This is a genomic window from Streptomyces tardus, assembly GCF_018101125.2.
GTDB classification, from domain to species: domain Bacteria; phylum Actinomycetota; class Actinomycetes; order Streptomycetales; family Streptomycetaceae; genus Streptomyces; species Streptomyces tardus.
This window is the reverse complement of the sequence record NZ_JAELVF020000001.1, coordinates 4,414,648-4,435,881: the sequence shown is the minus strand read 5'-3', so window position 1 is coordinate 4,435,881 and position 21,234 is coordinate 4,414,648. Positions and strand designations below refer to the sequence as shown.

The following is a 21,234-nucleotide window of genomic DNA, read 5'->3' as shown; positions in this document are numbered from 1 at the left end:
GGCCGGGGTGCTGGTAGTTGACGCCTCCGTGCGGAGCGGTCGCTCCGGGGCCGGGGGTCGGTGTGCCGGACTGCGAACCGGTGACGCCGGGCTGCGAGCGGGTCCCCTCGGGGCTCTGGGCGCCGTTGTCCGCGGGCTCGCCACCGACCGGCGCGGTCTGCCGCGGCGGAGCAGGCACGGAACGGGCCATTGCGCCGGCGACGGCGGCGTGGATCCCGCTCGCCAACTCCGCGCTCTGCGGCAGCCCCTGGTCGTGCAGCAACGCACCCAGCCCGTCGGCGTAGCCCTGGCCGACCGCGCGCACCTTCCAACTCCCGCCGCGCCGATAGAGCTCGATGGCGATCACCGCGGACTCGCTGCCGAGCCCGATGACGGTGTAGCTGGCCAGCTCCGCACCCTCCAGGCTCGTCACCGCGAGGTACGGCGCGGCGAGCGAGGCGAACGAGAGCGGGCCACCGGCACCTTGCGGCAGCGCGAGCAGCACTCTGACCTGGGTGGCGTCCTCCGGCAGCGCTTCGAGATCGACGGCGAGGCGGTGGTTGACGGCGGCCTGCCGCGGCACTTCGAGGCCGGGCAGCTGTGGGGCCCCCGGGTGCGCGAACCAGTCAGTGCCCCGGGTGCTGCCGGCGCTGTCGACGAGGACGGCACCGGCGAGCACCGGCTCCCCGGCGGAGATGCGGATCTCCAGCCGGGCGCCCGCCAGAACGTGGTTCTCGCCTCTGACCAGCTCGGCCGTCATCGTGGCGCCCTCTCGTCTTCTCAGTCGCTCGGTAGTGCTCGTGGTCTCGGTGGTGGTCTCGGTGGTGGTCCGCTCACGCACGCCGTGCCGGCCGGTTCTCGGCGAAGGGGACGGCGAGCCGGCTCAGCTCGGCGAACGGCCGGGCGAAGCGCCCGCCAGGCGCGCCCGACGGGGCCGGGGCCGACCTGCACGGGCTTCCGCCGCCCGGAGGTGGAACAGCTGTGTGGCCCGGAGCGATCCACCGGGCCACACGACATGCAGGGCGCTGAGGCTCAGATGTGCGGCAGGATCGCCGGCATCAGGTCCTGGAAGGTACGGCCGTTGGCCGGCTCGCCGAGAGCCTTCATCGACCAACCGCTGCCCTCGCGCTGGACCTTGGCCATGATCTGCGCGGTGTAGGGGCCGCCACCGGCAAGTGTGTAGCGCGCCAGCTCCTGGCCGTTGGTCTCGTCCACCAGACGGCAGAAGGCGTTCTCCACCTCGGTGAAGGTCTGACCGGTGAAGGAGTTCACGGTGAAGACGATCTGGTCGACGTGGACCGGCACCCGCTGGAGGTCGACGAGGATCGCCTCGTCGTCGCCGCCCTGACCGGCGCCGCCGACCAGGTTGTCCCCGGTGTGGGTCACCGAACCGTCGTCGCTCGTCAGGTGACGGAAGAACACCACGTCGACCGGCTGCTTGTCGGCGATGAGCACCGCCGAGGCGTCCAGGTCGATCTCCTTGGTGCGCTTGCCGAACAGACCGCGCCGCGGCGCAGCCTGCCAACCAAGGCCCATGCGAACGGCGGTGAGCGTGCCACCGTCGGACTTCTGAAGACTGATCGCCTGCCCCTTGGACAAGTTGACCGTCACGTGAGTACCCCTCTCGACTTCCCACACGGCCGTCCTCTCCGACGGCCGTGACAAAACCCTACGCACTTCGGCGTATCCGCCCCACCGGCCCCCCGGTTTTGTGGCGCTCCTGCAACACAGCCGGAGGGAGCGCCACAACTCGGCGCCCAGCGGCCCGACTAGGAGATTCCCGCCTCGCGCATCTGCCGCAACTCCTTCTTCAGCTCGCTCACTTCGTCCCGCAGCCGAGCGGCGACCTCGAACTGGAGATCGGCGGCGGCGGCCCGCATCCGCTCGGTCATCTCCTCGATGAGCGCGGCGAGCTCGGCCGCGGGCTCGGAACCGCTGATCCGGCCCGGCGGCTGCCCGGCCTTCCTGCCCTGTGCCGCCTGCTTGCGACCCGCGCCGCCGAGGTCGGGCACCGGCGCCTTGGGAGTGCGCGCGTCCTTCCCCTTGCGGTAGCCGCTGCCGAGGAGCTGCTCGGTGTCGACCTCCTCGCGCGCGATGCGGTCGACGATGTCACCGATCTTCTTCCGCAGCGGCTGCGGGTCGACGCCGTGCGCCTCGTTGTAGGCGATCTGCTTGGCACGGCGGCGGTTGGTCTCGTCGATGGCCCGCTCCATGGCAGGCGTGACCTTGTCCGCGTACATGTGCACCTGGCCGGAGACGTTCCGCGCGGCACGGCCGATGGTCTGGATCAGCGAGGTGCCCGAACGCAGGAACCCCTCCTTGTCCGCGTCCAGGATCGCGACCAGCGAGACCTCGGGGAGGTCGAGGCCCTCGCGCAGCAGGTTGATCCCGACCAGCACGTCGAACTCGCCCGCCCGCAGCTCCCGCAGCAACTCCACCCGCCGCAGGGTGTCGACGTCGCTGTGCAGGTACTGCACCCGGATCCCGAGCTCCAGGAAGTAGCCGGTGAGGTCCTCGGCCATCTTCTTGGTGAGAGTGGTGACCAGAACGCGCTCGTCCCGCTCCGTGCGGGTCCGGATCTCATGCACCAGATCGTCGATCTGCCCCTCCGTCGACTTCACGACGACCTCGGGGTCGACCAGTCCGGTCGGCCTGATGATCTGCTCCACGTGTCCGTCGCCGCGGGACAGCTCGTAGTTGCCCGGGGTCGCCGACAGATAGACGGTCTGGCCGATCCGCTTCTGGAACTCCTCCCACTTCAGCGGCCTGTTGTCCATCGCGGACGGGAGGCGGAACCCGTGCTCGACAAGGGTGCGCTTGCGGGAGGCGTCGCCCTCGAACATCGCGCCGATCTGCGGCACCGTCACATGGGACTCGTCGATGACCAGGAGGAAGTCCTCGGGGAAGTAGTCCAGGAGCGTGTGCGGCGGCGAGCCCGGCTCGCGGCCGTCGATGTGCAGGGAGTAGTTCTCGATGCCGGAGCAGGTGCCGATCTGCTGCATCATCTCCAGGTCGTAGGTGGTGCGCATGCGCAGCCGCTGCGCCTCGAGGAGCTTGCCCTGCTTCTCCATCCGAGCCAGGGTCTCCTGGAGCTCGGCCTCGATCCCGGCGACGGCCCGGTGCATGCGTTCCTCGCCGGCGACGTAGTGGGTGGCCGGGAAGATGTGGACACCCTGGTCCTCGCCCAGCACCTCGCCGGTCAGCGGGTGCAGGGTGGACAGGCTCTCGATCTCGTCCCCGAACATCTCGATCCGGACGGCCAGCTCCTCGTAGACCGGGATGACCTCGATGGTGTCGCCGCGCACCCGGAAGGTGCCGCGGGTGAAGGAGGCGTCGTTTCTCGCGTACTGGATCTCCACCAGGCGGCGCAGCAGCTGGTCCCGGTCGATCTCCTGGCCGACCTCCAGGGAGACCATCCGGTCGACGTACTCCTGGGGGGTGCCGAGGCCGTAGATGCAGGACACCGAGGCGACCACGACGACGTCGCGGCGGGTCAGCAGCGAATTCGTCGCGCTGTGCCGCAGCCGCTCGACCTCCTCGTTGATCGAGGAGTCCTTCTCGATGTACGTGTCGGACTGAGGGACGTATGCCTCGGGCTGGTAGTAGTCGTAATACGAGACGAAATACTCCACCGCGTTGTTCGGCAGGAGCTCGCGGAACTCATTGGCCAGCTGCGCCGCCAAGGTCTTGTTCGGCGCCATCACCAGCGTCGGACGCTGAAGTTTCTCGATCATCCACGCGGTCGTCGCCGACTTTCCGGTGCCGGTGGCGCCGAGCAGCACCACATCCCTTTCACCGGCCTCCACGCGCTGTGCCAACTCGGCAATCGCGGTGGGCTGGTCACCACTGGGTTGAAAGGGACTGACGACCTCGAAAGGCGCCACCTTGCGTGTGATCTCGGAAACGGGCCGCATGTTCTCCACCGTACGGCGCACCACTGACAATGTTCAGCCGACGGCCACCGGCCCCCAACCCGGCGCCCACGCTCCCGTCGCCGCCGGCGGTGAGTCTCGTCTCGTCCAGTGCAGCGCAACGCACCAGCAGACGTGAGGAGATTTCGTGTCCCGTCGCCCCGCAGTCCTGACCGGCTCGCTTCTGGGTGTCCTCGCACTTGGGCTCACCGCGGCCCCGGCTCAGGCCGCGCCGCTCGGTGAGCTCCTGCCCTCCACCCCCCATCCGCACACCGACGACCGGGCAGCGGGAGCGGGAGCGGGCGGACGGCAGCCCGTCTCCGACCTGCTCACCAATCGGGCACCTGCCGCCGCTCCCCGCGTCGTGGCGCACCGGGGAGCCTCGGCCTACGCCCCGGAGAACACCCTCGCGGGCGCGGACAAGGCCAGGGACCTGGACGTCGAGTGGGTGGAGAACGACGTCCAGCGCACCAAGGACGGCGAACTCGTCGTCGTGCACGACGAGACGCTGGAGCGCACCACCAACGTCGAGGAGGTCTTCCCCGACCGAGCTCCCTGGAAGGTCGGCGACTTCACCGCCCAGGAGCTGGGCCAGCTCGACGCCGGCGGCTGGTTCGCCCGCGAGTACTCCGGTGAGCGCATCCCGACCCTCGGGGAGTTCCTCGACCGGATCGGCGAGAACAACCAGAAGCTGCTTCTGGAACTGAAGAAGCCCGAGCTCTACCCGGGCATCGAGGAGGAGGTCGTCGAGGAGCTGCGCGCGGAGGGCTGGCTGCGGGCGGGCAAGCGCGAGGACCTGGTGGTGCAGAGCTTCGACGCGGACTCCGTGCGCTCCGTCCACGGGCTGGCTCCCCGGGTGACCACCGGGTTCCTCGGCAAGCCCGCGGTGTCCCAGCTGGGCACCTACGCGGAGTTCGCCGACCAGATCAACCCCCGGTACACCGAGGTGGACAAGGAGTACGTACGGGCCGTCAAGCGGTTGCGGGGCGCGCAGGGCAGGCCGATGGAGGTCTACACCTGGACCGTCGACGACGGCCCGACCGCCGCGAAGCTCGCCGGAATGGGAGTGGACGGTGTGATCTCCAACCGCCCGGACGTCGTCCGCGACGCCATGGCCGCCGCCCGGGACACCGCGCCACAGACGGGCGCCGCCGACGAGGACAGGGTTGCGGACGACGCCCTCGGCACGGACTCCGAAACGGACGCCGTCGGCATCGCCCCCCGCGACGGGCAGGCCGCACGGGGCTGAGCGGCGCCTCTCATGAACGACAGTCCGCCGCCGGTGAGGGGTCGCCGGCGGCGGACTGTCAGTGCCCGCCTCTAGGGTCTGACCCATGCCGGAGAACCCGACGGCGAGATTCTGGTGGACTGTCAGGGATGCCCCGATCGGCCCGCTGCTCCTCGCCGCGACCACCACGGGCCTCGTCACCGTGGCCTTCCACGCCGCCGAGCCCACCGTCTCGCGTACGCTGCGCCGGCTCGCGGAGCGGCTCCGCGCGCAGCCCGTCGCACTGCGCGAGCGCCCCGCCGGGCCGGGCGACAAGGACTGCCAGGGCGCGGCGGGCGAGCCGGGCGCAAGAGCCGCCGGCGAGACGGGTGCCGGGGCGGGAGCCGTGGACGACGATGGCGCCGTCGAGGTGCTGAGACGCACGTCGCGGGAGCTGGACTCCTACTTCGCGGGCACGCTCCGGGAGTTCTCCGTGCCGCTGGACTGGTCGCTGCTGTCCGACTTCCACAGCCGGGTGCTGAGCACACTGGCGCGCACCGTCGCGTACGGGCGGGTCACCGGTTACCAGGACCTGGCGCGTGCGGTCGGCGAGCCGGGGGCAGCACGGGCGGTGGGTGTGGCGATGGGCGCCAACCCGCTTCCCGTGGTGGTGCCCTGCCACCGGGTGGTGGAGAGCGACGGAGGAATCGGCGGCTTCAGCGGAGGTCTGGAGACCAAGCGGAGCCTGCTGGCGCTGGAGGGCGTTCTTCCGCCGCCGCTCTTCGAGTGACTCCCGCGTCCCGGGGTGCGGCGCACTTCCGGCGGACAGTGGTGTGCTCCGTTGACGGTGCTGACACAATGCGCCGGATGACCACGCCCCCGGCCTCCTCGCCCTCTCCGGACTCCCCCGTCCCGCCACCGGGTCCGCCTTCGGCGCCGCCGCCCTCGTCCGCGGCGGTGGCTGTGCAGGCGTCCCCGGCAGCGGTGGAGACAGCCCGGGGCGGGGCGGAGCAGGGCGCGGCACCGGGCTCTATCGACCTCGCGGCCCTGCGGCGTCGCACCCAGACAGTGCTGGTGATCAGCCAGATCCTCGGCGGGCTCGGAGTCGCGGTCTCCCTCGCGCTCGCCGCGGTGCTCGCGGAGGAGATCAGCGGTTCCCGGGCGCTCGCGGGCCTCGCGACCACCTCCTCGGTGCTCGGCACGGCGGTGCTGTCGCTGCCGCTGGCCGCGCTGATGGCTGCGCGCGGCAGACGCCCCGGCCTGGCCCTGGCGTACGCCATCGGTGCGGTGGGCGGCGCGGTGGTGGTGCTCGCCGCCGTGGTGGAGAGCTTCCCGCTGCTTCTGCTGGGCATGGCGGCGTTCGGGGCGGGCTCGTCGGCCAACCTCCAGGCCCGTTTCAGCGCGGCCGACCTGGCCGCCCCCGACCAGCGTGGCCGGGCCATCGCGATGGTCGTGTGGGCGACCACCATCGGCGCGGTCACCGGTCCGAACATCGCCGGTCCGGCCGGGCGCAGCGTGAGCGGCCTGGGGATACCGGAGGCGGCGGGACCGTTCGCCTGGGGCGCGGCGATATTCGTCGTCGCGGCACTGGTCGTCTGGTCGCTGCTGCGACCGGACCCCCTGCTCACCGCGCAGCGCCTGGCGCGCCACGAGGCGGGCGGGGCGCAGCCGGAGGGCGAGCGCTCGCTGCGGGCCGCGGTGGCAGCCGTACGTGCCTCGCCGCGTGCGCGACTGGCGTTCGTCACCATCACGGGCGCGCACACGGCGATGGTCTCGGTGATGGTGATGACCCCGGTCGACCTCACCCACCACGGGGCGGACATCGAGTTGGTGGGCCTCGTGCTCAGTGGTCACATCGCCGGGATGTACGCGTTCTCGCCCGTGATGGGCCGGCTCGCGGACGCGGTCGGCAGGATCTCGGTGATCGGACTGGGGGTGGCGCTGCTGGCGTGCGCCACTCTGCTCGCCGGTACGTCCGGCGGCAGCCACGCGCAGAGCGCGGCGGGGCTGTTCCTCCTGGGGCTGGGCTGGTCGGCCGGGCTGGTGGCGGGGTCCGCGCTGCTGACGGACAGCGTGCCCGCACAGCTCCGCCCCAGCGTGCAGGGGCTGTCCGATCTGTCGATGAACGCCTGCGCCGGGCTGGGCGGGGCGGCCTCCGGGCTGGTGGTCGCGGGCGCAGGCTACGGTCTGCTCAACGCGCTCGCCGCCGCGCTCCTGCTGCCGGTCGCCGCGCTGGCCCTGCTCGGCCGCGGCAGCCCGGCCCCCAACCCCACTGACCCCGGCAGCGCCGGCACGACAAGCAGCCCCGGCACTGCAGGCACGGCGGTCACCACGAGCAGCCCCGGCACCGCGGTCACCGGCCGCGACGGCAGCACGGACGACGCCCCGGACGGCGGCACCGCCGACACCTCCGGCGCCGGCGGTCGTCAGCGCTCGTAGAGGCGGAAGCCCAGCGCCGTGCCACCGTCGCCGAGCGCTGCCGTACCCGCGAGCACCTCGGCCATGAACTCCCGCGCGTAAACGAGCGGTTCACGGTCGCTGAGGGCGGTCAGATAGGCGCGGTGCTCGGCGAGCGAGGCGACAGCGCGTTCGATGTCGTGGTCGGTGATCTCCTGGAGATGAGTGGTTCCGGGGTCGCCCGCGGTGGCGACCCAGCGCACACCGTCCCAGGGCCGTACGCCCTCCTGTGTGAGCTGCTCGGTGAAGATCCAGCGGTTGCCCGCGTCCATCGCCGCGTCCAGTGTGGCGCGGCCGGTGGCCCGGTGGTCGGCGGAGTTCCAGTGGACGCCGTCCCAGGTGTCGGAGGCGTTGAGGGTGAGCACCAGCTCGGGGCGGTGGCGCCGGATCGCCCCGGCGATGTCCCGCCGCAGCGCCACGCCCTCCTCGATGACACCGTCCCGGTGGTCCAGGAACTCGACGGTCTCCACCCCGACCACGGCGGCGCTCGCCCGCTGTTCGTCGATCCGCACGCGGGCGGCCTCGGCCGGGTCCATGGTGTCGATGCCCGCCTCGCCCCTGGTGACGAGCAGATAGGCGACGTCCTTGCCCTGGTCGGTCCAGTGCGCCACCGCGGCCGCGGCTCCGTACTCCAGATCGTCCGGGTGGGCCACGACGGCGAGGGCCCGCTGCCAGTCGGTGGGCATGGCCGGGAGTCGTTCCGCCACGGGTGCCTCCTTGGGTTGCGGCCCGGCCGCGCCGGGCGCTGCTACGGATGGTGACACGGCAGGGTGGGCCCGGTCGCGCACATCCGCCCCTTCGCCGGCAGCGACGGACTGTCCGGACGGGCAGCACACCCACAGGAGGGCCGCCCGTGTCGAAGCCCGCTCGCACCAACCGCGCCACACTCGCCCATCGGCTGCGCTACGCCGCCAGGAACCCTTCAAGGGTGCCCGCCCATCTGCGGCGACTGCTGCGGGACGTGCGTCTGGGGCGTCGGGCCGGCCGCGACCACGTCGCGTACTACCGGGGGGTGATGCGCGACGACGCAACACGCAGCGCGGAGGCAGCGGTGGGCAGCGCCACCCACGGCAGATGGCTGGCGCTGGGACAGATGCAGTTCGACTATCTGCGAGAGCACGGCCTGACGCCCGAGGACCGGATGCTGGAGATCGGCTGCGGCAACCTGCGCGCCGGGCGGCTCTTCATCGACCACCTGCGGCCGGGCCACTACCACGGTGTCGACATCTCCCCCGAGATCCTGCTCGCCGCCCAGCAGACGCTCGTGCGCAACGACCTCCGGGAGAAGCTGCCGTATCTGACGCTGGTCAACGATCTGCGCCTGGCTCATCTGCCGGCCGGGCACTTCACCGTGGTGCACGCGCACAGCGTCTTCTCGCACTCGCCCCTGGACGTGATGGCCGAGTGCTTCTCCCACGTGGGCAGAGTGCTGGCTCCCGGCGGCTTCTTCGACTTCACCTACAACCGGACCGAGGGCGAGGAGCACCAGGTGCTGCGCGAGGACTTCTACTACCGCACCTCCACGTTGCTGGAGCTCGCCGAGGCGCACGGACTGCGGGCGTGTGCGATGCCGGACTGGGACGAGCGTCCGCACCGGCAGTCGAAGATCCGTCTGCGGCACCGCTAGGCGGTCGCGTCGCCGACGAGGGCCGGCCGCCTGTGCGCTGATCGCGCGACGCCCGCGGCGTGGCTGCCCGCGGCACGCAACTCCGTGCAGATGAGTGGATTTCTCGACTTGTCAGCACGGAGCCGATCGAGAGGCAGTCCACCCATGTTGAGACGCCGACGTCAGGGACAGCATCGGAGGGCAGCGGTCGGCTGCGCACTGCTGCTGGCGGCCACCGCTTGCGCCGGCCCGGACCAGCCGCCCGCCACGACCGGCAGCGGCGCGCCGCACACGCAGCGGGACTCGTCCCGAGCGCCGGACGCCCCCGAGGACCGTACGAACGGGCGCGACGGGTTCACCCTGGTCGCTTCGGGCGACATCCTGCCGCACGACGCAATCATCGAGCAGGCCCGGAAGGACGCCGACGGCCAGGGCTTCGACTTCCGCCCCATGCTGGCCGCGGCCCGCCCGCTCGCTCACGGAGCGGATCTGTCGATCTGCCACATGGAGACCGTGTACGCCGCGACTCGCGGCCCGTTCACCGGCTATCCGGCCTTCCGCACTCCGCCGCAGATCGCCGGTGCGATCCGGGACACGGGGTACGACTCGTGCTCCACCGCCTCCAACCACACGCTGGACGCCGGACCGGCCGGTGTGACCCGCACCCTGAACGCGATGGACGCGGCCGGGCTGCGCCACTCCGGTTCGGCCCGGTCCGCAGCCGAACGTGCCGCTCCCCCGCTGCTGCGGGCCGGCGGCGCCACGGTGGCCCACCTCGCCTACACCTACGGCACCAATGTCGGCGCGGATTCACGCGGGATCCCGCTGGACGCGGCCCGGCCGTGGCTGGTCAACCGCACCGACCCCGTGCGCATCCTCGAAGACGCCCGGGCGGCCCGACGGGCGGGCGCCGACGTCGTGGTGCTCAGCATGCACTGGGGGACCGAGTGGCAGGAGCAACCGGACGACGAGCAGCTGGAGTTGGCGCGGCATCTCACCTCAGCCCGGGACGGCGGCCGGCGTGTCGTCGACCTGATCCTCGGCACGCACGCCCATGTGCCGCAGGCGTACGAGAAGGTCAACGGCACCTGGGTGGTCTACGGCATGGGCGACCAGCTCGCCGGGGAGATGAGCGACCCGCGCGGCAGCATGGGGTCGACGGCGCGGTTCGCCTTCGCTCCGCCGAGCCGCCGGGGCGGCGAGTGGCGGGTGCGCGCGGCCGAGTTCACGCCCCATCTCGTGGTCGGGGAACCGGACTTCAGGCTGGTGGACCTCACCGAGGTGCCCGAGGCGTCGTCGGACGAGGCGTCGTCGACCGAGGTGTCGTCGACCGAGGTGTCGTCGGACGAACGGGCCCGGTACGTCCGCGCACGCAATCTGATCACCAGGGCGGTGCTGGCCCGGGGCGCCGCGAAGGACGGGCTGCGGGCGTCTCGCTGACCCCGCGTCCGCCGGGCCGGCCACCGCGCAACCCGCCGGGGATCCGAGCCGGAGACGGGGCCGGGGCGGAACCCCGGCCCCGAACGGCAGTGCGGCGGGCAGACCGTCCCGGCGGGCAGACCCGGCGGGCCGGCCCCGTGCGGGCGGGGCTTCAGCGCCAGCCGTAGCGCTCCCGCAGCCGCTGCACGACGTGATCGAAGCGGTCCCGTTCCAGCGCGCAGGCCTCGCGGCGCATTCCGTCGTCGTGTATGCGAAGGACGCGGTCCAGGTCCACCCAGCTCTCCCGGCCCTCGCGGTCCCACGGCCCGCTGCCGATCCCGACCCACTCGTGGTCGTCGTCGTGACTGCGGCTGGTCAGCTGGACGCCGAGCACCGTTCCGCCCTCCTCGGCGGCGACCACGAGGACCGGACGGTCCTTGCCGCGGCCGTCGTTCTCCTCGTACGGCACCCAGGTCCAGACGATTTCCCCCGGATCGGGGTCGCCGTCGGGGTCGGGCGCGTAGCTGGTGCGCACGGAGACGATGTCCCGGCCGCGCACCTCGACCGTGGCATGTGCACCCGAACTGCCCGGGCTCGGCGCGGAGTTGGCGTGGCGGTCGGCGCTGTGGATGTTCTTCGGCAGGGTCACGGTGCCTACCGTACTGCGATGTCGACAATCCCTCGACGGTCAGGTGGCGGCCGGCAGTCCGTCGAGGGTCGCCCGCCCGGCTCCCCCGCCGTGGCCGGGCGGGCGACCGCCGAACGGACGGTCTCCCGCCGACAGCCCTGGCGGCTCAACCGGCAGCTCCGGAACGGGAGAAGCTGCCGTGGTTCAGTCCGCCGTGGGTGAAGGTCGGCACGACCGGCCACTGCCGCTTCCAGCGCACCAGTTCCGAGGACGGCAGCACCTGGCGCCACCTGGGGTCCCGCCTGCTCGGGTCGGCGAGGGTCTTCTCCAGCACCATGGAGTCGTACTGGTCGAGGGAATCCTCCAGGGTGTTGGCGTTGGGCACGATCTCGCGGCCGAAGAACCGGGCGTGCCGCTTCACACCCGGGATGCGGGAGAGTTCGGGCTGCCAGTTGTCGGCGGCCACGCCGTTCTCCGAGGAGACCCAGATGCCGTCCGGGGTGTTCAGCACCAGGGAGTGGTTGCCGTCGGTGTGCCCGGGCGTCCACACCAGGCTGATGCCGACGCCCAGTTCGATGTCCCCCTCGAAGGGGACGACCCGCTCCTCCGGAACGCCGTCCATCCCGCCGTCGACGTACCAGGCCCACTGCATCGGGTGGGGGGACTCGAAGGTGCCCAGCTCCTTGCGGTGGACCAGCATCGAGGCGTTCGGGAACAGCGCGGCGGGCGGGGTGCGCTCACCGGGGAACGCCCTGGAACTGCCCATGATCATCCGTACGTCCTGGACGTGCAGATGGTCGAAGCTGACGTAGTCGACCTCTTCCGGGCGCACTCCGCACAGCGGCAGCACGTCCTCGGGCTCGTGGTAGTAGCGGGTGAAGACCCGGTTGCTGAGGAAGTCGCCGAAGATCGACTGGAGTTGCGCGTAGTAGGGCGCCTCTCGGGAGCCGGCCGCGACGGTCGGCTCCCACACCAGGGTGCGCGGATTGCCCTCGAAGTCCTGGTAGCGCACGACCAGCACCCGGTTGGCGATGTTCACGAAGGGGTTCACCGCGAGCGCCGAGCCGTTGAAGGCGAACTTGGTCGGGTACGGCGCGGCGGCGATGTCGAAGGTGCGCACGGCAGTGATCTCGCCCTGACTGCGGAACCTCTCGCGGTAGGCCTCGGCAGCCGCGCGGACAGCGGCGAGCCGGTCCCCGCGCGGCCAGACCTCGCGCACCCCGGCGAACTCCGGGATCGTACGGATGCCACCCGGCAGCCCTCCGCTCGCCGCCGCGCTCGCGGGGGCGACCGGCACGGGACTGCTCGCACTGTCGGCGCTCACGGCGGTCTCGGTGCTGTCGGCGGCGTCGGTGCTGTCGGTGCTGTCGGTGCTGCCTGTGTGGTCGGTGCTCATCGCTGGGGCCCTTCCGCGGTGCCGGATGGGCTGCCGCTGGTTCTGCTCTCGTAGTCGGCGCGTACGGCGGGGTCGCCGTCGGCGAGCTGGTTGGGGACGACGGCGCGCAGCAGTCCGGCGCGCACCCGCGCGGGCAGTACGGCCGCGACGGTGGGCACCAGCGCGAGGTGCCGGGGGACGAACGTCTCGGGGCGCGGCCGGCGCACGACGCGCAGTACGGCGGTGGCGACATCGGCGGTAGTGAGCCTGCGCGTTGCGCCCTGACTGGTGCCGACGGCCAGCTCGGTGTCGACGACGCCGGGCATGACCAGCGATATCTCCACACCGCTGCCCCGCAGTTCGGCACGGGCCGCGACACTGAATCCGTAGACGGCGTGTTTGGTGGCGGCGTACGTCGCCTCGCCTCGCGGGGAGAGCCGGCTGGCGGCGGAGGCGACGGTGACGATGTGACCACCGCCCCTGGGCCGCATCCGGCGCGCGGCGAGCCTGGTGCCGGCGAGGACACCGTGGACGTTGACGTCGAACTGGCGGCGGGCGGCGATGTCCGGCTCGTCCGCGAAGTGGCCGACCCACATGATCCCGGCGTTGTTGACGAAGACGTCGATCGGGCCGAAGCGCTCCTCGGTGCCGTCCCAGAACGCCTCGAGGGAATCGGCGTCGGTGACGTCCAGCGCGTAGCCCTCGGCGGATCCACCCGCGTCGCGTATCTCCCGCGCGGCGGCCCGGGCCGAGTCGAAGTCCACATCGCCGAGCGCCACCTGCGCACCCGCGGCGGCGAGCGTTTCGGCGACCCGGCGGCCGATACCGCGGCCGGCACCGGTCACGGCGATCACTCTGCCTGCGAGCGTACGGCCGGGAGGTCCGGCCGTACGTGTCCTGGCTCTGTTCATGTCACGGCTCCCCGGCGATCTTCACAGGTCAGAACGGCGGCAAGGCGCCACGCACAATCTGACAAAGATGAGTGTCAGATGATTGAGGCATGCTGTCAACACATTCGGAGCCCGCAGAAAGGACCAGCAGTGACGGAGTCAGCCCCCGCCGTCGGCCGTCGCTACGGCGGACAGGACGCGGCCGAGCGCAGAGCCGAACGACGGGCCCGTTTCATCGAGGCCGGTCTGGAGCTCTTCGGCACCCAGGGCTACGCGGGCACCTCCGTGCGCGCGATCTGCGGCGAAGCACGGCTGACCGAGCGCTACTTCTACGAGGCCGTCCGCGACCGGGAGGAGCTGCTGGCGGTCGTCTACGAGGAGCTCGTGCAGGAGGCGCAGACCGCGACCTTCGCCGCCGTGGCGGAGGCGGGCCCCGAGATGGAGGACCAGATCACCGCGGGCCTGGGCACCTTCGTCCGGGTTCTGTCGGAGGACCCCCGCAAGGCACGGGTCGTCCTGGTCGAGGTGGTCGGCGCGAGCGCCCGTCTGGAGAGCAGACGGCACCGGGTCATCCACGAGTTCGCCGACTTCATCGCCGACCTCGGCAAGTCGCACGCCCCGGAGAAGGACCGGCAGTGGCTCGGCATGATCGCGGTGGCACTGGTCGGCGGGGTCAACGAACTGCTCGTGTCACGGACGCCGGCGCCCGAGCGCTCCGGCGACAGCCGCGACCGGGACCAGATCGTCGGGGTCTGCACCAGCCTCTTCCTGGGCGCACTGCGCTGACAGCCTCCGCCGCCCGCGGCGGACACCGGCAGTTCCGTCCGGCACCGCGAGGAACGCCCCGCGGTGGCACCGGAGTTCGCCGACTCGACGGATACCGCCCTCCGGCGGCAGACTCGGTCGACCGACCGGTTCGTACGGGTGTTCCCCGCAACGGCGACCGGGCGGTGGACCGAAGACAGCTGACGACGGAGACAGTTGATGCGTACTCCCCGCCGAGCCGCCCGGGTGGCCGTGCTCGACCCCGAAGGAGCGGTGTTCCTCTTCCGCTACGACGACCAGGTGGAGGTCGGCCGCCACTGGGCGATGCCCGGCGGCGGACTCGAGGAGAGCGAGACCCCGCAGGAGGGCGCCCTGCGCGAACTGCGCGAGGAGACGGGCTGGTACGACCTGGAGCCGGGCGCGCTGCTGTGCACCTGGGAGCACGACTTCTGCCGCAACGGAACACCGGTGCGCCAGCACGAACACATCTACCTCACCCACGGCCCGCGCCGGGAGCCGACCGACTCGACCACGCACGAGGCGGAGCAGATGCTCGGCTGGCGCTGGTGGACGCACGCCGAACTCACCGCCACCACCGAGGAGTTGTGGCCACCTCAGCTGCCCGCGCTGCTGGGCCGGCAGCGCGCCACCGGCGGTGACCGGCTGCCCCCGGTCGACCTGGGCTACGTACCGCCCCCGCCGCGCCGCTGATCCCGGGGCGCATGCGGGAGCCCCGGGCACACACGGGAGCCCCGTGGGGCGACGGCGCCCGGTGGTGGGAGCCGGCCGGGCGCCCCGCTCCGGGCTCCCGACGGCTCCCACCGACTCACTTCGGGGCGCCGAACCGGTCCGGGGCGCTCGTCGGCGCCTCGCCCGGCTCGGGGAGCTTCTGGTCCGAGCAGCCCTCCAGCACCGTCGACATGGCCTTGTGCTCGTCCTTGGTGACCCACAGCTCGTACTTGCGCTTCACCGCGATCTGGAGAGCGACGTACTCGCAGTGGTACGCCTCGTGCGCCGGGAGCCACTCGGCCGCGTCCTTGTCGCCCTTCTGCCGGTTCGGTGAGGCCCCGACGGCGAGAAGGTTGAGCGGGTCGTTCGCCAGCGCGATGCGCTTGGCCGGCTCCCACTCGCCCGCCCCCTTCTCCCAGGCGTCGGAGAGCGGCACCAGATGGTCGATGTCCACCTTGCTGCGTCCGGCGGTGAACTCGACCCGGTCCCCGGTGTACGGGTCGACTTCGAGGGTGCCGTTCGCCACCTCGCAGTCGTCCTCGTCGAGCCCGACGTCCGCAAGGTCGCGGCGGAGAATGTCGTTGCGGGTGTTGCAGCTGTTGCCGTCGACGTCCGCCCAGGCGGAACCGAACTTCCTCCGGTCGTAGCCGGAGCTGTCCGCCGACCCCCGGACCTCGAGCTCGGCGAGGGCCTCGACCGCTCCACCGCCCGCGGTGTCGGGTCTGTCGTCGCTCGGGGAGTCCTTGCTCTCCGTGGTGCAGCCGGTCAGCAGGAGTGCGGAGAGAGCGAGGACGGCGGCAGGGCGCAGCGCGGCGCGGCCAGATATCACAGGAGGGCATCCCAACAGGGCGTGGGCGAACGGGACTCGGGTGAGGTACCGGCAAGATCCTAGCGAGCCCCGTCACCGTCCGCAGCCGGGTCCGCACAGCTCACAGCTGCGGTGGTCTCGCACCTCGCCGGCCCCGGGCACAGTGCCCGGGGCCGGCGAGGTGCGAGAGGTCAGCGGGGCTCGGGAGGCGGGCTGCCGCCCTCCGCGCCCCGTTCGAAACCTGCCGCCGCCACGAAGTCGGGACGGGGGTCCAGGGCCGCCGCCAACCGGAAGTGGCGCCTGGCCTCTTCCGGCCGCGCCGCCCGCTCCAGCGTGCGCGCCAGCGCGAAGTGCGCGAACGCGTTGTCCGGCTCGCGCTCCAGTACATAGCCGAACTCCATCTCGGCAGCACGCAGTTGGGCGCCGAGAAAGAATGCCCTGGCCCGCAGCAGCCGAGCGGCGGTGTGCTCCGGGTAGGCGGCGATCACGGCGTCCAGCAGCTGGATCGCGCCCCGGGGGTCGCGCGCATCCAGCAGATGCTCCGCCGCGCGGTAGTCGATGACGTACGTCTCTGGCGTCGGCATGACAAACCTCCTCACCGGGTGTCAACGACATCCACGTCGAAGTCATTCCCCGTGGGCCGCGGTCCCAGTCGGGCCCTCGCCGATCCCTCCCCCGACCGGGCGGCGGATCAGGGGCGTTCGAGCAACTGCTGCCACAGCCGACGCACCGCGGGCTCCAGGTCCGCCAGCGGGCCGTCGTTGTCGATCACGAAATCGGCCACCTCCAGGCGCTGTTCACGGTCCGCCTGTGCCGCCATCCTGGCGCGGGCGTCATCCTCGCTCATACCGCGCACCCGCACCAGCCGGTCCAGCTGCGTCGCGGGCAGGGCGTCCACGACGACCACGGCGTCGTAGAGCGGCATCATGCCGTTCTCCACCAGCAGCGGTACGTCGTGCACCAGCACCGCGTCCTCACCGGCTGCCGCCTTCAGCTCCTCGCTGCGCGCGCCCACCAGGGGGTGGACGATCGCGTTCAGCGCGGCGAGACGGTCCGGATCGGCGAACACGATCCGGCCGAGCGCCGGCCTGTCCAACCGGCCGTCCGGGAGCAGGACGCCCTTCCCGAACTCGCCGACCACCGCTGCCAGTCCGGGGGTGCCCGGCTCCACGACCTCGCGCGCGATCAGGTCCGCGTCGACCACGACCGCGCCGCAGGAGGCGAGCAGCCGGGACACCTCGCTCTTGCCCGCGCCGATTCCGCCGGTCAAACCCACACTCAGCATGGAGCCACCTTAACCACGGCCCCGCCCGGCCCCCGGCGGCGGGAGGAGGCCCGCCGGTGCGGGGCGCCGCGCCGGCGCACCGGGAGCCGTCGGCCGCCTCACTCGCCGGCGTCGCGCTCGCGCTCGGCGAGGAACTGCTCGAACACCTCGCCGAGCTCCTCGGCCGACGGCAGATCGGCGGACTCCGCGACGAGACTGCCCCGGGTCCGGGCTCCGGCCACGGCGTCGTACTGCTGCTCCAGGCCGCGCACCACCGCGCTCAACTCCTCGTCGCCCTCGGCGAGCTGGCGCTCGATCTCCACCTGGGTGCGCCGTGCCTTCGTACGCAGCTCCTGGGCGACGGACGGCAGCACCAGCCCGGTGGCGGCCGTCACGGCCTCCAGCGCGACCAGCGCCGCATCCGGATACGCGGACCTGGCCAGATAGTGCGGCACGTGGGCGGCGACGCCCAGCACCCCGTGATCGGCCTCGGTCAGGCGGTACTCCAGCAGGGCCGCCGCGCTGCCCGGCACCTGCGCCTCGTCGAACAACTGCGGCTGGGTGGGCACCAGCTCGGCTCTGCTGCCGTGCGGGGTCAGCCCCACGGGGCGGGTGTGCGGGACGCCCATCGGAATTCCGTGGAAGGTGGCGGAGAGCCGGATGCCCAGCCGCTCCACCATCCCGGACACGGCCGCGGTGAAGCTCTCCCACTCGACGTCCGGCTCCGGCCCGGACAGCACCAGGAACGGGGCACCCGCGCCGTCCCGGACGAGGCGCAGGACGAGCTCGGGGCGCTGATACTCCGTCCAGCGGTCGCGGTGGAAGGTCATCAACGGTCGCCGGGCGCGGTAGTCGACCAGGCGGTCGGTGTCGAACCGCGCCACAACCTGCGACTCCTGGCGCTCCAGCACCTCGCTGACGATCTGCTCGCCCACGCCGCCGGCGTCGATGAAGCCCTCGAAGTGGTAGAGCATCGTCAGGCCCGCACCCACACCGCGGTCGATGATGCCCTCCACGGCACGAAGCCCCGACGGCTCCCACTCGTACAACTCGCGTGGATCACGCACAGCTCTCGCCCCTCCGTATCGCTTACGGACTCGTCAACGCCCGCGCCGGGCAAGGCTATTCCCCGGAGCCGCCGCGAACAGGCGAAGGGCCCGCCCCCCGCGTACGGGGAACGGGCCCTTCGACCGCTCACAGCCGCTCCCTGAGGGGCGGAGCGTGGAGGCAGAGCGTCAGCTCTGGCCGCCGGCCAGCTTCTCGCGAAGCGCGGCGAGCGCCTCGTCGGAGGCCAGCGCACCGGAGTCGTCACCGGAGTCCGAGGAGTACGAGCCGCCGCCACCCTGGCCGCCGCCACTGCTGGACGGAGCCGGCTGGCTGCCCGCGGTGGCACCCTCGGCCTCGGCCTGGGCGTCCGCCTCGCGCGACTTGATGACCTGCGCCTGGTGCTGCTCGAAGCGGGTCTGCGCCTCGGAGTACTGGCGCTCCCACTCCTCGCGCTGCTTCTCGTAGCCCTCGAGCCAGTCGTTGGCCTCGGGGTCGAAGCCCTCGGGGTAGATGTAGTTGCCCTGGTCGTCGTAGGACGCCGCCATGCCGTACAGGGTCGGGTCGAAGTCGACGGCCATCGGGTCGCCGCCGAAGGACTCGTTGGCCTGCTTCAGCGAGAGGCTGATGCGACGACGCTCGAGGTCGATGTCGATGACCTTGACGAAGATCTCGTCGTTGACCTGGACGACCTGCTCCGGGATCTCCACGTGGCGCTCGGCCAGCTCGGAGATGTGGACCAGACCCTCGATGCCCTCGTCCACGCGGACGAACGCACCGAACGGCACCAGCTTGGTGACCTTGCCGGGGACGACCTGGCCGATCTGGTGGGTGCGGGCGAACTGCTGCCACGGGTCTTCCTGGGTCGCCTTGAGCGACAGGGAGACGCGCTCGCGGTCCATGTCGACGTCCAGGACCTCGACCGTGACCTCCTGGCCGACCTCGACGACCTCGGAGGGGTGGTCGATGTGCTTCCAGGACAGCTCGGAGACGTGCACCAGACCGTCGACGCCACCCAGGTCCACGAAGGCACCGAAGTTGACGATGGAGGAGACGACGCCGGAGCGCACCTGACCCTTCTGGAGGGTGGTGAGGAAGGTCTGACGGACCTCGCTCTGGGTCTGCTCCAGCCAGGCACGGCGGGACAGGACCACGTTGTTGCGGTTCTTGTCCAGCTCGATGATCTTGGCCTCGAGCTCCTTGCCCACGTAGGGCTGGAGGTCGCGGACACGACGCATCTCGACCAGGGAGGCCGGGAGGAAGCCGCGCAGGCCGATGTCGAGGATGAGACCACCCTTGACGACCTCGATGACGGTACCGGTGACGATCCCGTCCTCTTCCTTGATCTTCTCGATGGTGCCCCAGGCACGCTCGTACTGGGCGCGCTTCTTCGAGAGAATCAGGCGGCCTTCCTTGTCCTCCTTCTGGAGAACAAGGGCTTCGATCTCGTCACCGACGGCGACGACCTCGTTGGGGTCGACGTCGTGCTTGATCGAAAGCTCGCGGGACGGAATGACGCCCTCGGTCTTGTAACCGATGTCGAGCAGGACCTCGTCCCGGTCGACCTTCACGATGACGCCGTCGACGATGTCGCCGTCGTTGAAGTACTTGATCGTCTCGTCGATCGCGGCGAGGAATTCTTCCTCGGAACCGATGTCGTTGACCGCAACCTGCGGGGTGGTGGCGGTGGTCTCGGTGCTGCTCGTCATGTGGTTAAGGGCTCCGGTACGGACAGATACGTCGTAGGTACTGCTACGCCGAGAGCCCGTTTCCACACCGCCGAAGCCGGACAGCCTGAGAGGCGCTCAAATTCTCCACGCCGTTCGAACGACGTACGAGGGAGCGCCTCGACAACCGAGAGGACATACAACCGATGCAAGCGCGGCCTGCTCCGTCCGAGGCGCACGCAGACCCGCAGCGCAACTTGTAGCATACGGGTGCAGCTGGGCGGGGTCAATGCGCGTTTGCGACAGGCGAGGCCAATCACCTGAAACCGGCAACGCCCGGCGCCAGTTGCTCCCGTGAGCTCAAGCGTTGCCCACGGTACGGCACAGCCCGCGACCTGCGTACCCCGGCTCCCCCGGCGCCGTTCCCGCACGCCGGCACGCCGCTGCGGCGCGGCCTTGCCGGGCCCGCCGCAGCGGGCACCTCCACCGCTTCCGCACTCGTGCACGCCGCTCCCGAAGGGGCGCGCACCCCTACAGATGGACGACATGACGCACCACGAGACGACCGGCAGGGCGACCCCCGCCCCGGCGGACACGCACCTCCCCCCGGCCGGGCACGAACCCGATGACACCACCGCCGTACGACGCGTCGCGGACGCGCCGGAGAGCGCCCGGGCCAGCAGGCACTGGTGGGACCGGAACGCCGACGACTACCAGCAGGAGCACGGCCGGTTCCTCGGGGACGACCGGTTCGTCTGGGGCCCCGAAGGGCTGAGCGAGGACGAGGCCGGACTGCTCGGCGATCCGGCCGGGCTTCGCGGTGCGCGAGTGCTGGAACTCGGCGCCGGAGCCGCCCAGTGCGCGCGGTGGTTGGCGGCCAGGGGCGCGCGTCCGGTCGCACTGGACGTCTCCCACCGGCAGTTGCAGCACGCGCTGCGAATCGGCGCCGAGAACGTCGACCTGGTCGAGGCCGACGCCGGGCGGCTGCCCTTCGTGGACGGCGGCTTCGACCTCGTCTGCTCCTCCTACGGCGCCCTCCCGTTCGTCGCCGATCCGCGCACGGTGCTCCACGAGGTCCACCGGGTGCTGCGGCCCGGCGGCCGGCTGGTCTTCTCGCTCACCCACCCGATCCGCTGGGCGCTGCCGGACGAACCGGGTCCGGAGGGGCTCAGCGTGGCCGCCTCCTACTTCGACCGGACGCCGTACGTGGAGCAGGACGAGCAGGGTCGCGCGGTGTACGTGGAGCACCACCGCACGCTCGGCGACCGGGTGCGCGATCTGACGGCCACCGGCTTCACCCTGCTCGACCTGGTCGAGCCCGAGTGGCCGCAGTGGAACCGGCAGGAGTGGGGCGGCTGGTCGCCGCTGCGCGGAAACCTGGTCCCGGGCACCGCGATCTTCGTCTGCGTACGCGCTGACGGGCCCCGGGAGCCGGCGTGCACGGCGGACGCGCGAGGGTAGGCCGGTGCCCACACCGCCCTCACG

Annotated in this window: 20 protein-coding genes; 8 read left to right on the top strand and 12 right to left on the bottom strand. The window is 71.6% G+C overall.

From position 1 onward, the window contains the following. The 3 genes from JGS22_RS26450 to uvrB all read right to left on the bottom strand — a co-directional run. Positions 1-739, bottom strand: a 739-nt coding sequence (locus tag JGS22_RS26450; RefSeq protein WP_236073209.1) for a TerD family protein, incomplete at its 3' end; no start/stop codon positions are given. A gap of 272 nt (positions 740-1,011) precedes the next feature. Next, complete coding sequence (locus tag JGS22_RS18990) at positions 1,012-1,590, bottom strand: TerD family protein (RefSeq protein WP_211042432.1); 579 nt, start codon at positions 1,588-1,590, stop codon at positions 1,012-1,014. Between the two features lie 158 nt (positions 1,591-1,748). After that, positions 1,749-3,893 (bottom strand): excinuclease ABC subunit UvrB, encoded by a 2,145-nt coding sequence (gene uvrB, locus JGS22_RS18985; protein WP_211042433.1) that lies wholly within the window; start codon positions 3,891-3,893, stop codon positions 1,749-1,751. Positions 3,894-4,038: 145 nt separating this feature from the next. On the opposite strand from uvrB, the gene JGS22_RS18980 reads away from it, so the two are divergent. The 3 genes from JGS22_RS18980 to JGS22_RS18970 all read left to right on the top strand — a co-directional run bounded on the left by JGS22_RS18980 (position 4,039) and on the right by JGS22_RS18970 (position 7,536). Then, entirely contained in the window at positions 4,039-5,139 is a 1,101-nt protein-coding gene (locus JGS22_RS18980) for a glycerophosphodiester phosphodiesterase (RefSeq protein WP_211042434.1), read from the top strand. 85 nt (positions 5,140-5,224) lie between these two features. After that, positions 5,225-5,887, top strand: a complete 663-nt coding sequence (locus JGS22_RS18975; RefSeq protein ID WP_211042435.1) for a methylated-DNA--[protein]-cysteine S-methyltransferase — start codon at positions 5,225-5,227, stop codon at positions 5,885-5,887. A 77-nt stretch (positions 5,888-5,964) separates the two neighbouring features. After that, positions 5,965-7,536 (top strand): MFS transporter, encoded by a 1,572-nt coding sequence (locus tag JGS22_RS18970; protein ID WP_236073207.1) that lies wholly within the window; start codon positions 5,965-5,967, stop codon positions 7,534-7,536. Here JGS22_RS18970 and JGS22_RS18965 read toward each other — a convergent pair. Next, positions 7,524-8,240: a PIG-L deacetylase family protein gene (locus tag JGS22_RS18965; protein WP_211042447.1), complete on the bottom strand. Its 717-nt coding sequence runs from the start codon at positions 8,238-8,240 to the stop codon at positions 7,524-7,526. The genes JGS22_RS18970 and JGS22_RS18965 overlap by 13 nt on opposite strands. 167 nt (positions 8,241-8,407) lie before the next feature. Between JGS22_RS18965 and JGS22_RS18960 the strand changes: the two genes are divergently transcribed. Further along, a complete protein-coding gene (locus tag JGS22_RS18960; protein ID WP_308405750.1) occupies positions 8,408-9,181 on the top strand; it encodes a class I SAM-dependent DNA methyltransferase in 774 nt (257 codons plus the stop codon). A gap of 144 nt (positions 9,182-9,325) precedes the next feature. Then, on the top strand, positions 9,326-10,600 hold the full coding sequence (locus JGS22_RS18955; RefSeq protein WP_211042437.1) for a CapA family protein: 1,275 nt from the start codon (positions 9,326-9,328) through the stop codon (positions 10,598-10,600). Between the two features lie 151 nt (positions 10,601-10,751). Here the strand turns inward: JGS22_RS18955 and JGS22_RS18950 are convergent, their stop codons facing one another. The 3 genes from JGS22_RS18950 to JGS22_RS18940 all read right to left on the bottom strand — a co-directional run bounded on the left by JGS22_RS18950 (position 10,752) and on the right by JGS22_RS18940 (position 13,493). Further along, complete coding sequence (locus tag JGS22_RS18950) at positions 10,752-11,228, bottom strand: type II toxin-antitoxin system PemK/MazF family toxin (RefSeq protein ID WP_211042438.1); 477 nt, start codon at positions 11,226-11,228, stop codon at positions 10,752-10,754. 145 nt (positions 11,229-11,373) lie between these two features. Continuing rightward, positions 11,374-12,603: an MBL fold metallo-hydrolase gene (locus tag JGS22_RS18945; protein ID WP_236073206.1), complete on the bottom strand. Its 1,230-nt coding sequence runs from the start codon at positions 12,601-12,603 to the stop codon at positions 11,374-11,376. Beyond that, a complete protein-coding gene (locus JGS22_RS18940; protein WP_211042439.1) occupies positions 12,600-13,493 on the bottom strand; it encodes an SDR family oxidoreductase in 894 nt (297 codons plus the stop codon). Before JGS22_RS18940 ends, JGS22_RS18945 begins: the two co-directional genes overlap by 4 nt. 129 nt (positions 13,494-13,622) lie before the next feature. On the opposite strand from JGS22_RS18940, the gene JGS22_RS18935 reads away from it, so the two are divergent. Next, complete coding sequence (locus tag JGS22_RS18935; RefSeq protein WP_308405749.1) at positions 13,623-14,258, top strand: TetR/AcrR family transcriptional regulator; 636 nt, start codon at positions 13,623-13,625, stop codon at positions 14,256-14,258. 198 nt (positions 14,259-14,456) lie between these two features. Next, positions 14,457-14,948, top strand: a complete 492-nt coding sequence (locus JGS22_RS18930; RefSeq protein WP_211042441.1) for an NUDIX hydrolase — start codon at positions 14,457-14,459, stop codon at positions 14,946-14,948. Between the two features lie 115 nt (positions 14,949-15,063). On the opposite strand, the gene JGS22_RS18925 is transcribed toward JGS22_RS18930, so the two are convergent. The 5 genes from JGS22_RS18925 to rpsA all read right to left on the bottom strand — a co-directional run bounded on the left by JGS22_RS18925 (position 15,064) and on the right by rpsA (position 19,791). Further along, the gene (locus JGS22_RS18925; RefSeq protein ID WP_236074130.1) at positions 15,064-15,738 is read right to left on the bottom strand and encodes an HNH endonuclease family protein; all 675 of its coding nucleotides are present in this window, start codon (positions 15,736-15,738) and stop codon (positions 15,064-15,066) included. A gap of 227 nt (positions 15,739-15,965) precedes the next feature. Then, positions 15,966-16,358, bottom strand: coding sequence for a tetratricopeptide repeat protein (locus JGS22_RS18920; protein WP_211042442.1), 393 nt, complete (start codon positions 16,356-16,358; stop codon positions 15,966-15,968). 107 nt (positions 16,359-16,465) lie between these two features. After that, a complete protein-coding gene (gene coaE / locus JGS22_RS18915) occupies positions 16,466-17,059 on the bottom strand; it encodes a dephospho-CoA kinase (RefSeq protein ID WP_211042443.1) in 594 nt (197 codons plus the stop codon). Positions 17,060-17,157: 98 nt separating this feature from the next. Continuing rightward, positions 17,158-18,105 (bottom strand): proteasome assembly chaperone family protein, encoded by a 948-nt coding sequence (locus tag JGS22_RS18910; RefSeq protein WP_211042444.1) that lies wholly within the window; start codon positions 18,103-18,105, stop codon positions 17,158-17,160. Between the two features lie 168 nt (positions 18,106-18,273). Further along, positions 18,274-19,791 carry a 30S ribosomal protein S1 gene (rpsA, locus tag JGS22_RS18905; RefSeq protein ID WP_211042445.1) on the bottom strand — a complete coding sequence of 506 codons (1,518 nt, stop codon included), beginning with the start codon at positions 19,789-19,791 and terminating at the stop codon, positions 18,274-18,276. A 504-nt stretch (positions 19,792-20,295) separates the two neighbouring features. On the opposite strand from rpsA, the gene JGS22_RS18900 reads away from it, so the two are divergent. Further along, complete coding sequence (locus tag JGS22_RS18900) at positions 20,296-21,210, top strand: class I SAM-dependent methyltransferase (RefSeq protein ID WP_211042446.1); 915 nt, start codon at positions 20,296-20,298, stop codon at positions 21,208-21,210. Positions 21,211-21,234: the final 24 nt, after the last annotated feature.

Excerpts from the sequence above, each read along its gene's own strand:
- rpsA (WP_211042445.1), bottom strand. The coding sequence starts at position 19,791 with ATGACGAGCAGCACCGAGACCACCGCCACCACCCCGCAGGTTGCGGTC.
- JGS22_RS18940 (WP_211042439.1), bottom strand. The coding sequence starts at position 13,493 with ATGAACAGAGCCAGGACACGTACGGCCGGACCTCCCGGCCGTACGCTC.
- JGS22_RS18945 (WP_236073206.1), bottom strand. The coding sequence starts at position 12,603 with ATGAGCACCGACCACACAGGCAGCACCGACAGCACCGACAGCACCGAC.
- JGS22_RS18955 (WP_211042437.1), top strand. The coding sequence starts at position 9,326 with ATGTTGAGACGCCGACGTCAGGGACAGCATCGGAGGGCAGCGGTCGGC.
- JGS22_RS18975 (WP_211042435.1), top strand. The coding sequence starts at position 5,225 with ATGCCGGAGAACCCGACGGCGAGATTCTGGTGGACTGTCAGGGATGCC.
- JGS22_RS18900 (WP_211042446.1), top strand. The coding sequence starts at position 20,296 with ATGACGCACCACGAGACGACCGGCAGGGCGACCCCCGCCCCGGCGGAC.
- JGS22_RS18920 (WP_211042442.1), bottom strand. The coding sequence starts at position 16,358 with ATGCCGACGCCAGAGACGTACGTCATCGACTACCGCGCGGCGGAGCAT.
- coaE (WP_211042443.1), bottom strand. The coding sequence starts at position 17,059 with ATGCTGAGTGTGGGTTTGACCGGCGGAATCGGCGCGGGCAAGAGCGAG.
- JGS22_RS18970 (WP_236073207.1), top strand. The coding sequence starts at position 5,965 with ATGACCACGCCCCCGGCCTCCTCGCCCTCTCCGGACTCCCCCGTCCCG.
- JGS22_RS18965 (WP_211042447.1), bottom strand. The coding sequence starts at position 8,240 with ATGCCCACCGACTGGCAGCGGGCCCTCGCCGTCGTGGCCCACCCGGAC.
- JGS22_RS18930 (WP_211042441.1), top strand. The coding sequence starts at position 14,457 with ATGCGTACTCCCCGCCGAGCCGCCCGGGTGGCCGTGCTCGACCCCGAA.
- uvrB (WP_211042433.1), bottom strand. The coding sequence starts at position 3,893 with ATGCGGCCCGTTTCCGAGATCACACGCAAGGTGGCGCCTTTCGAGGTC.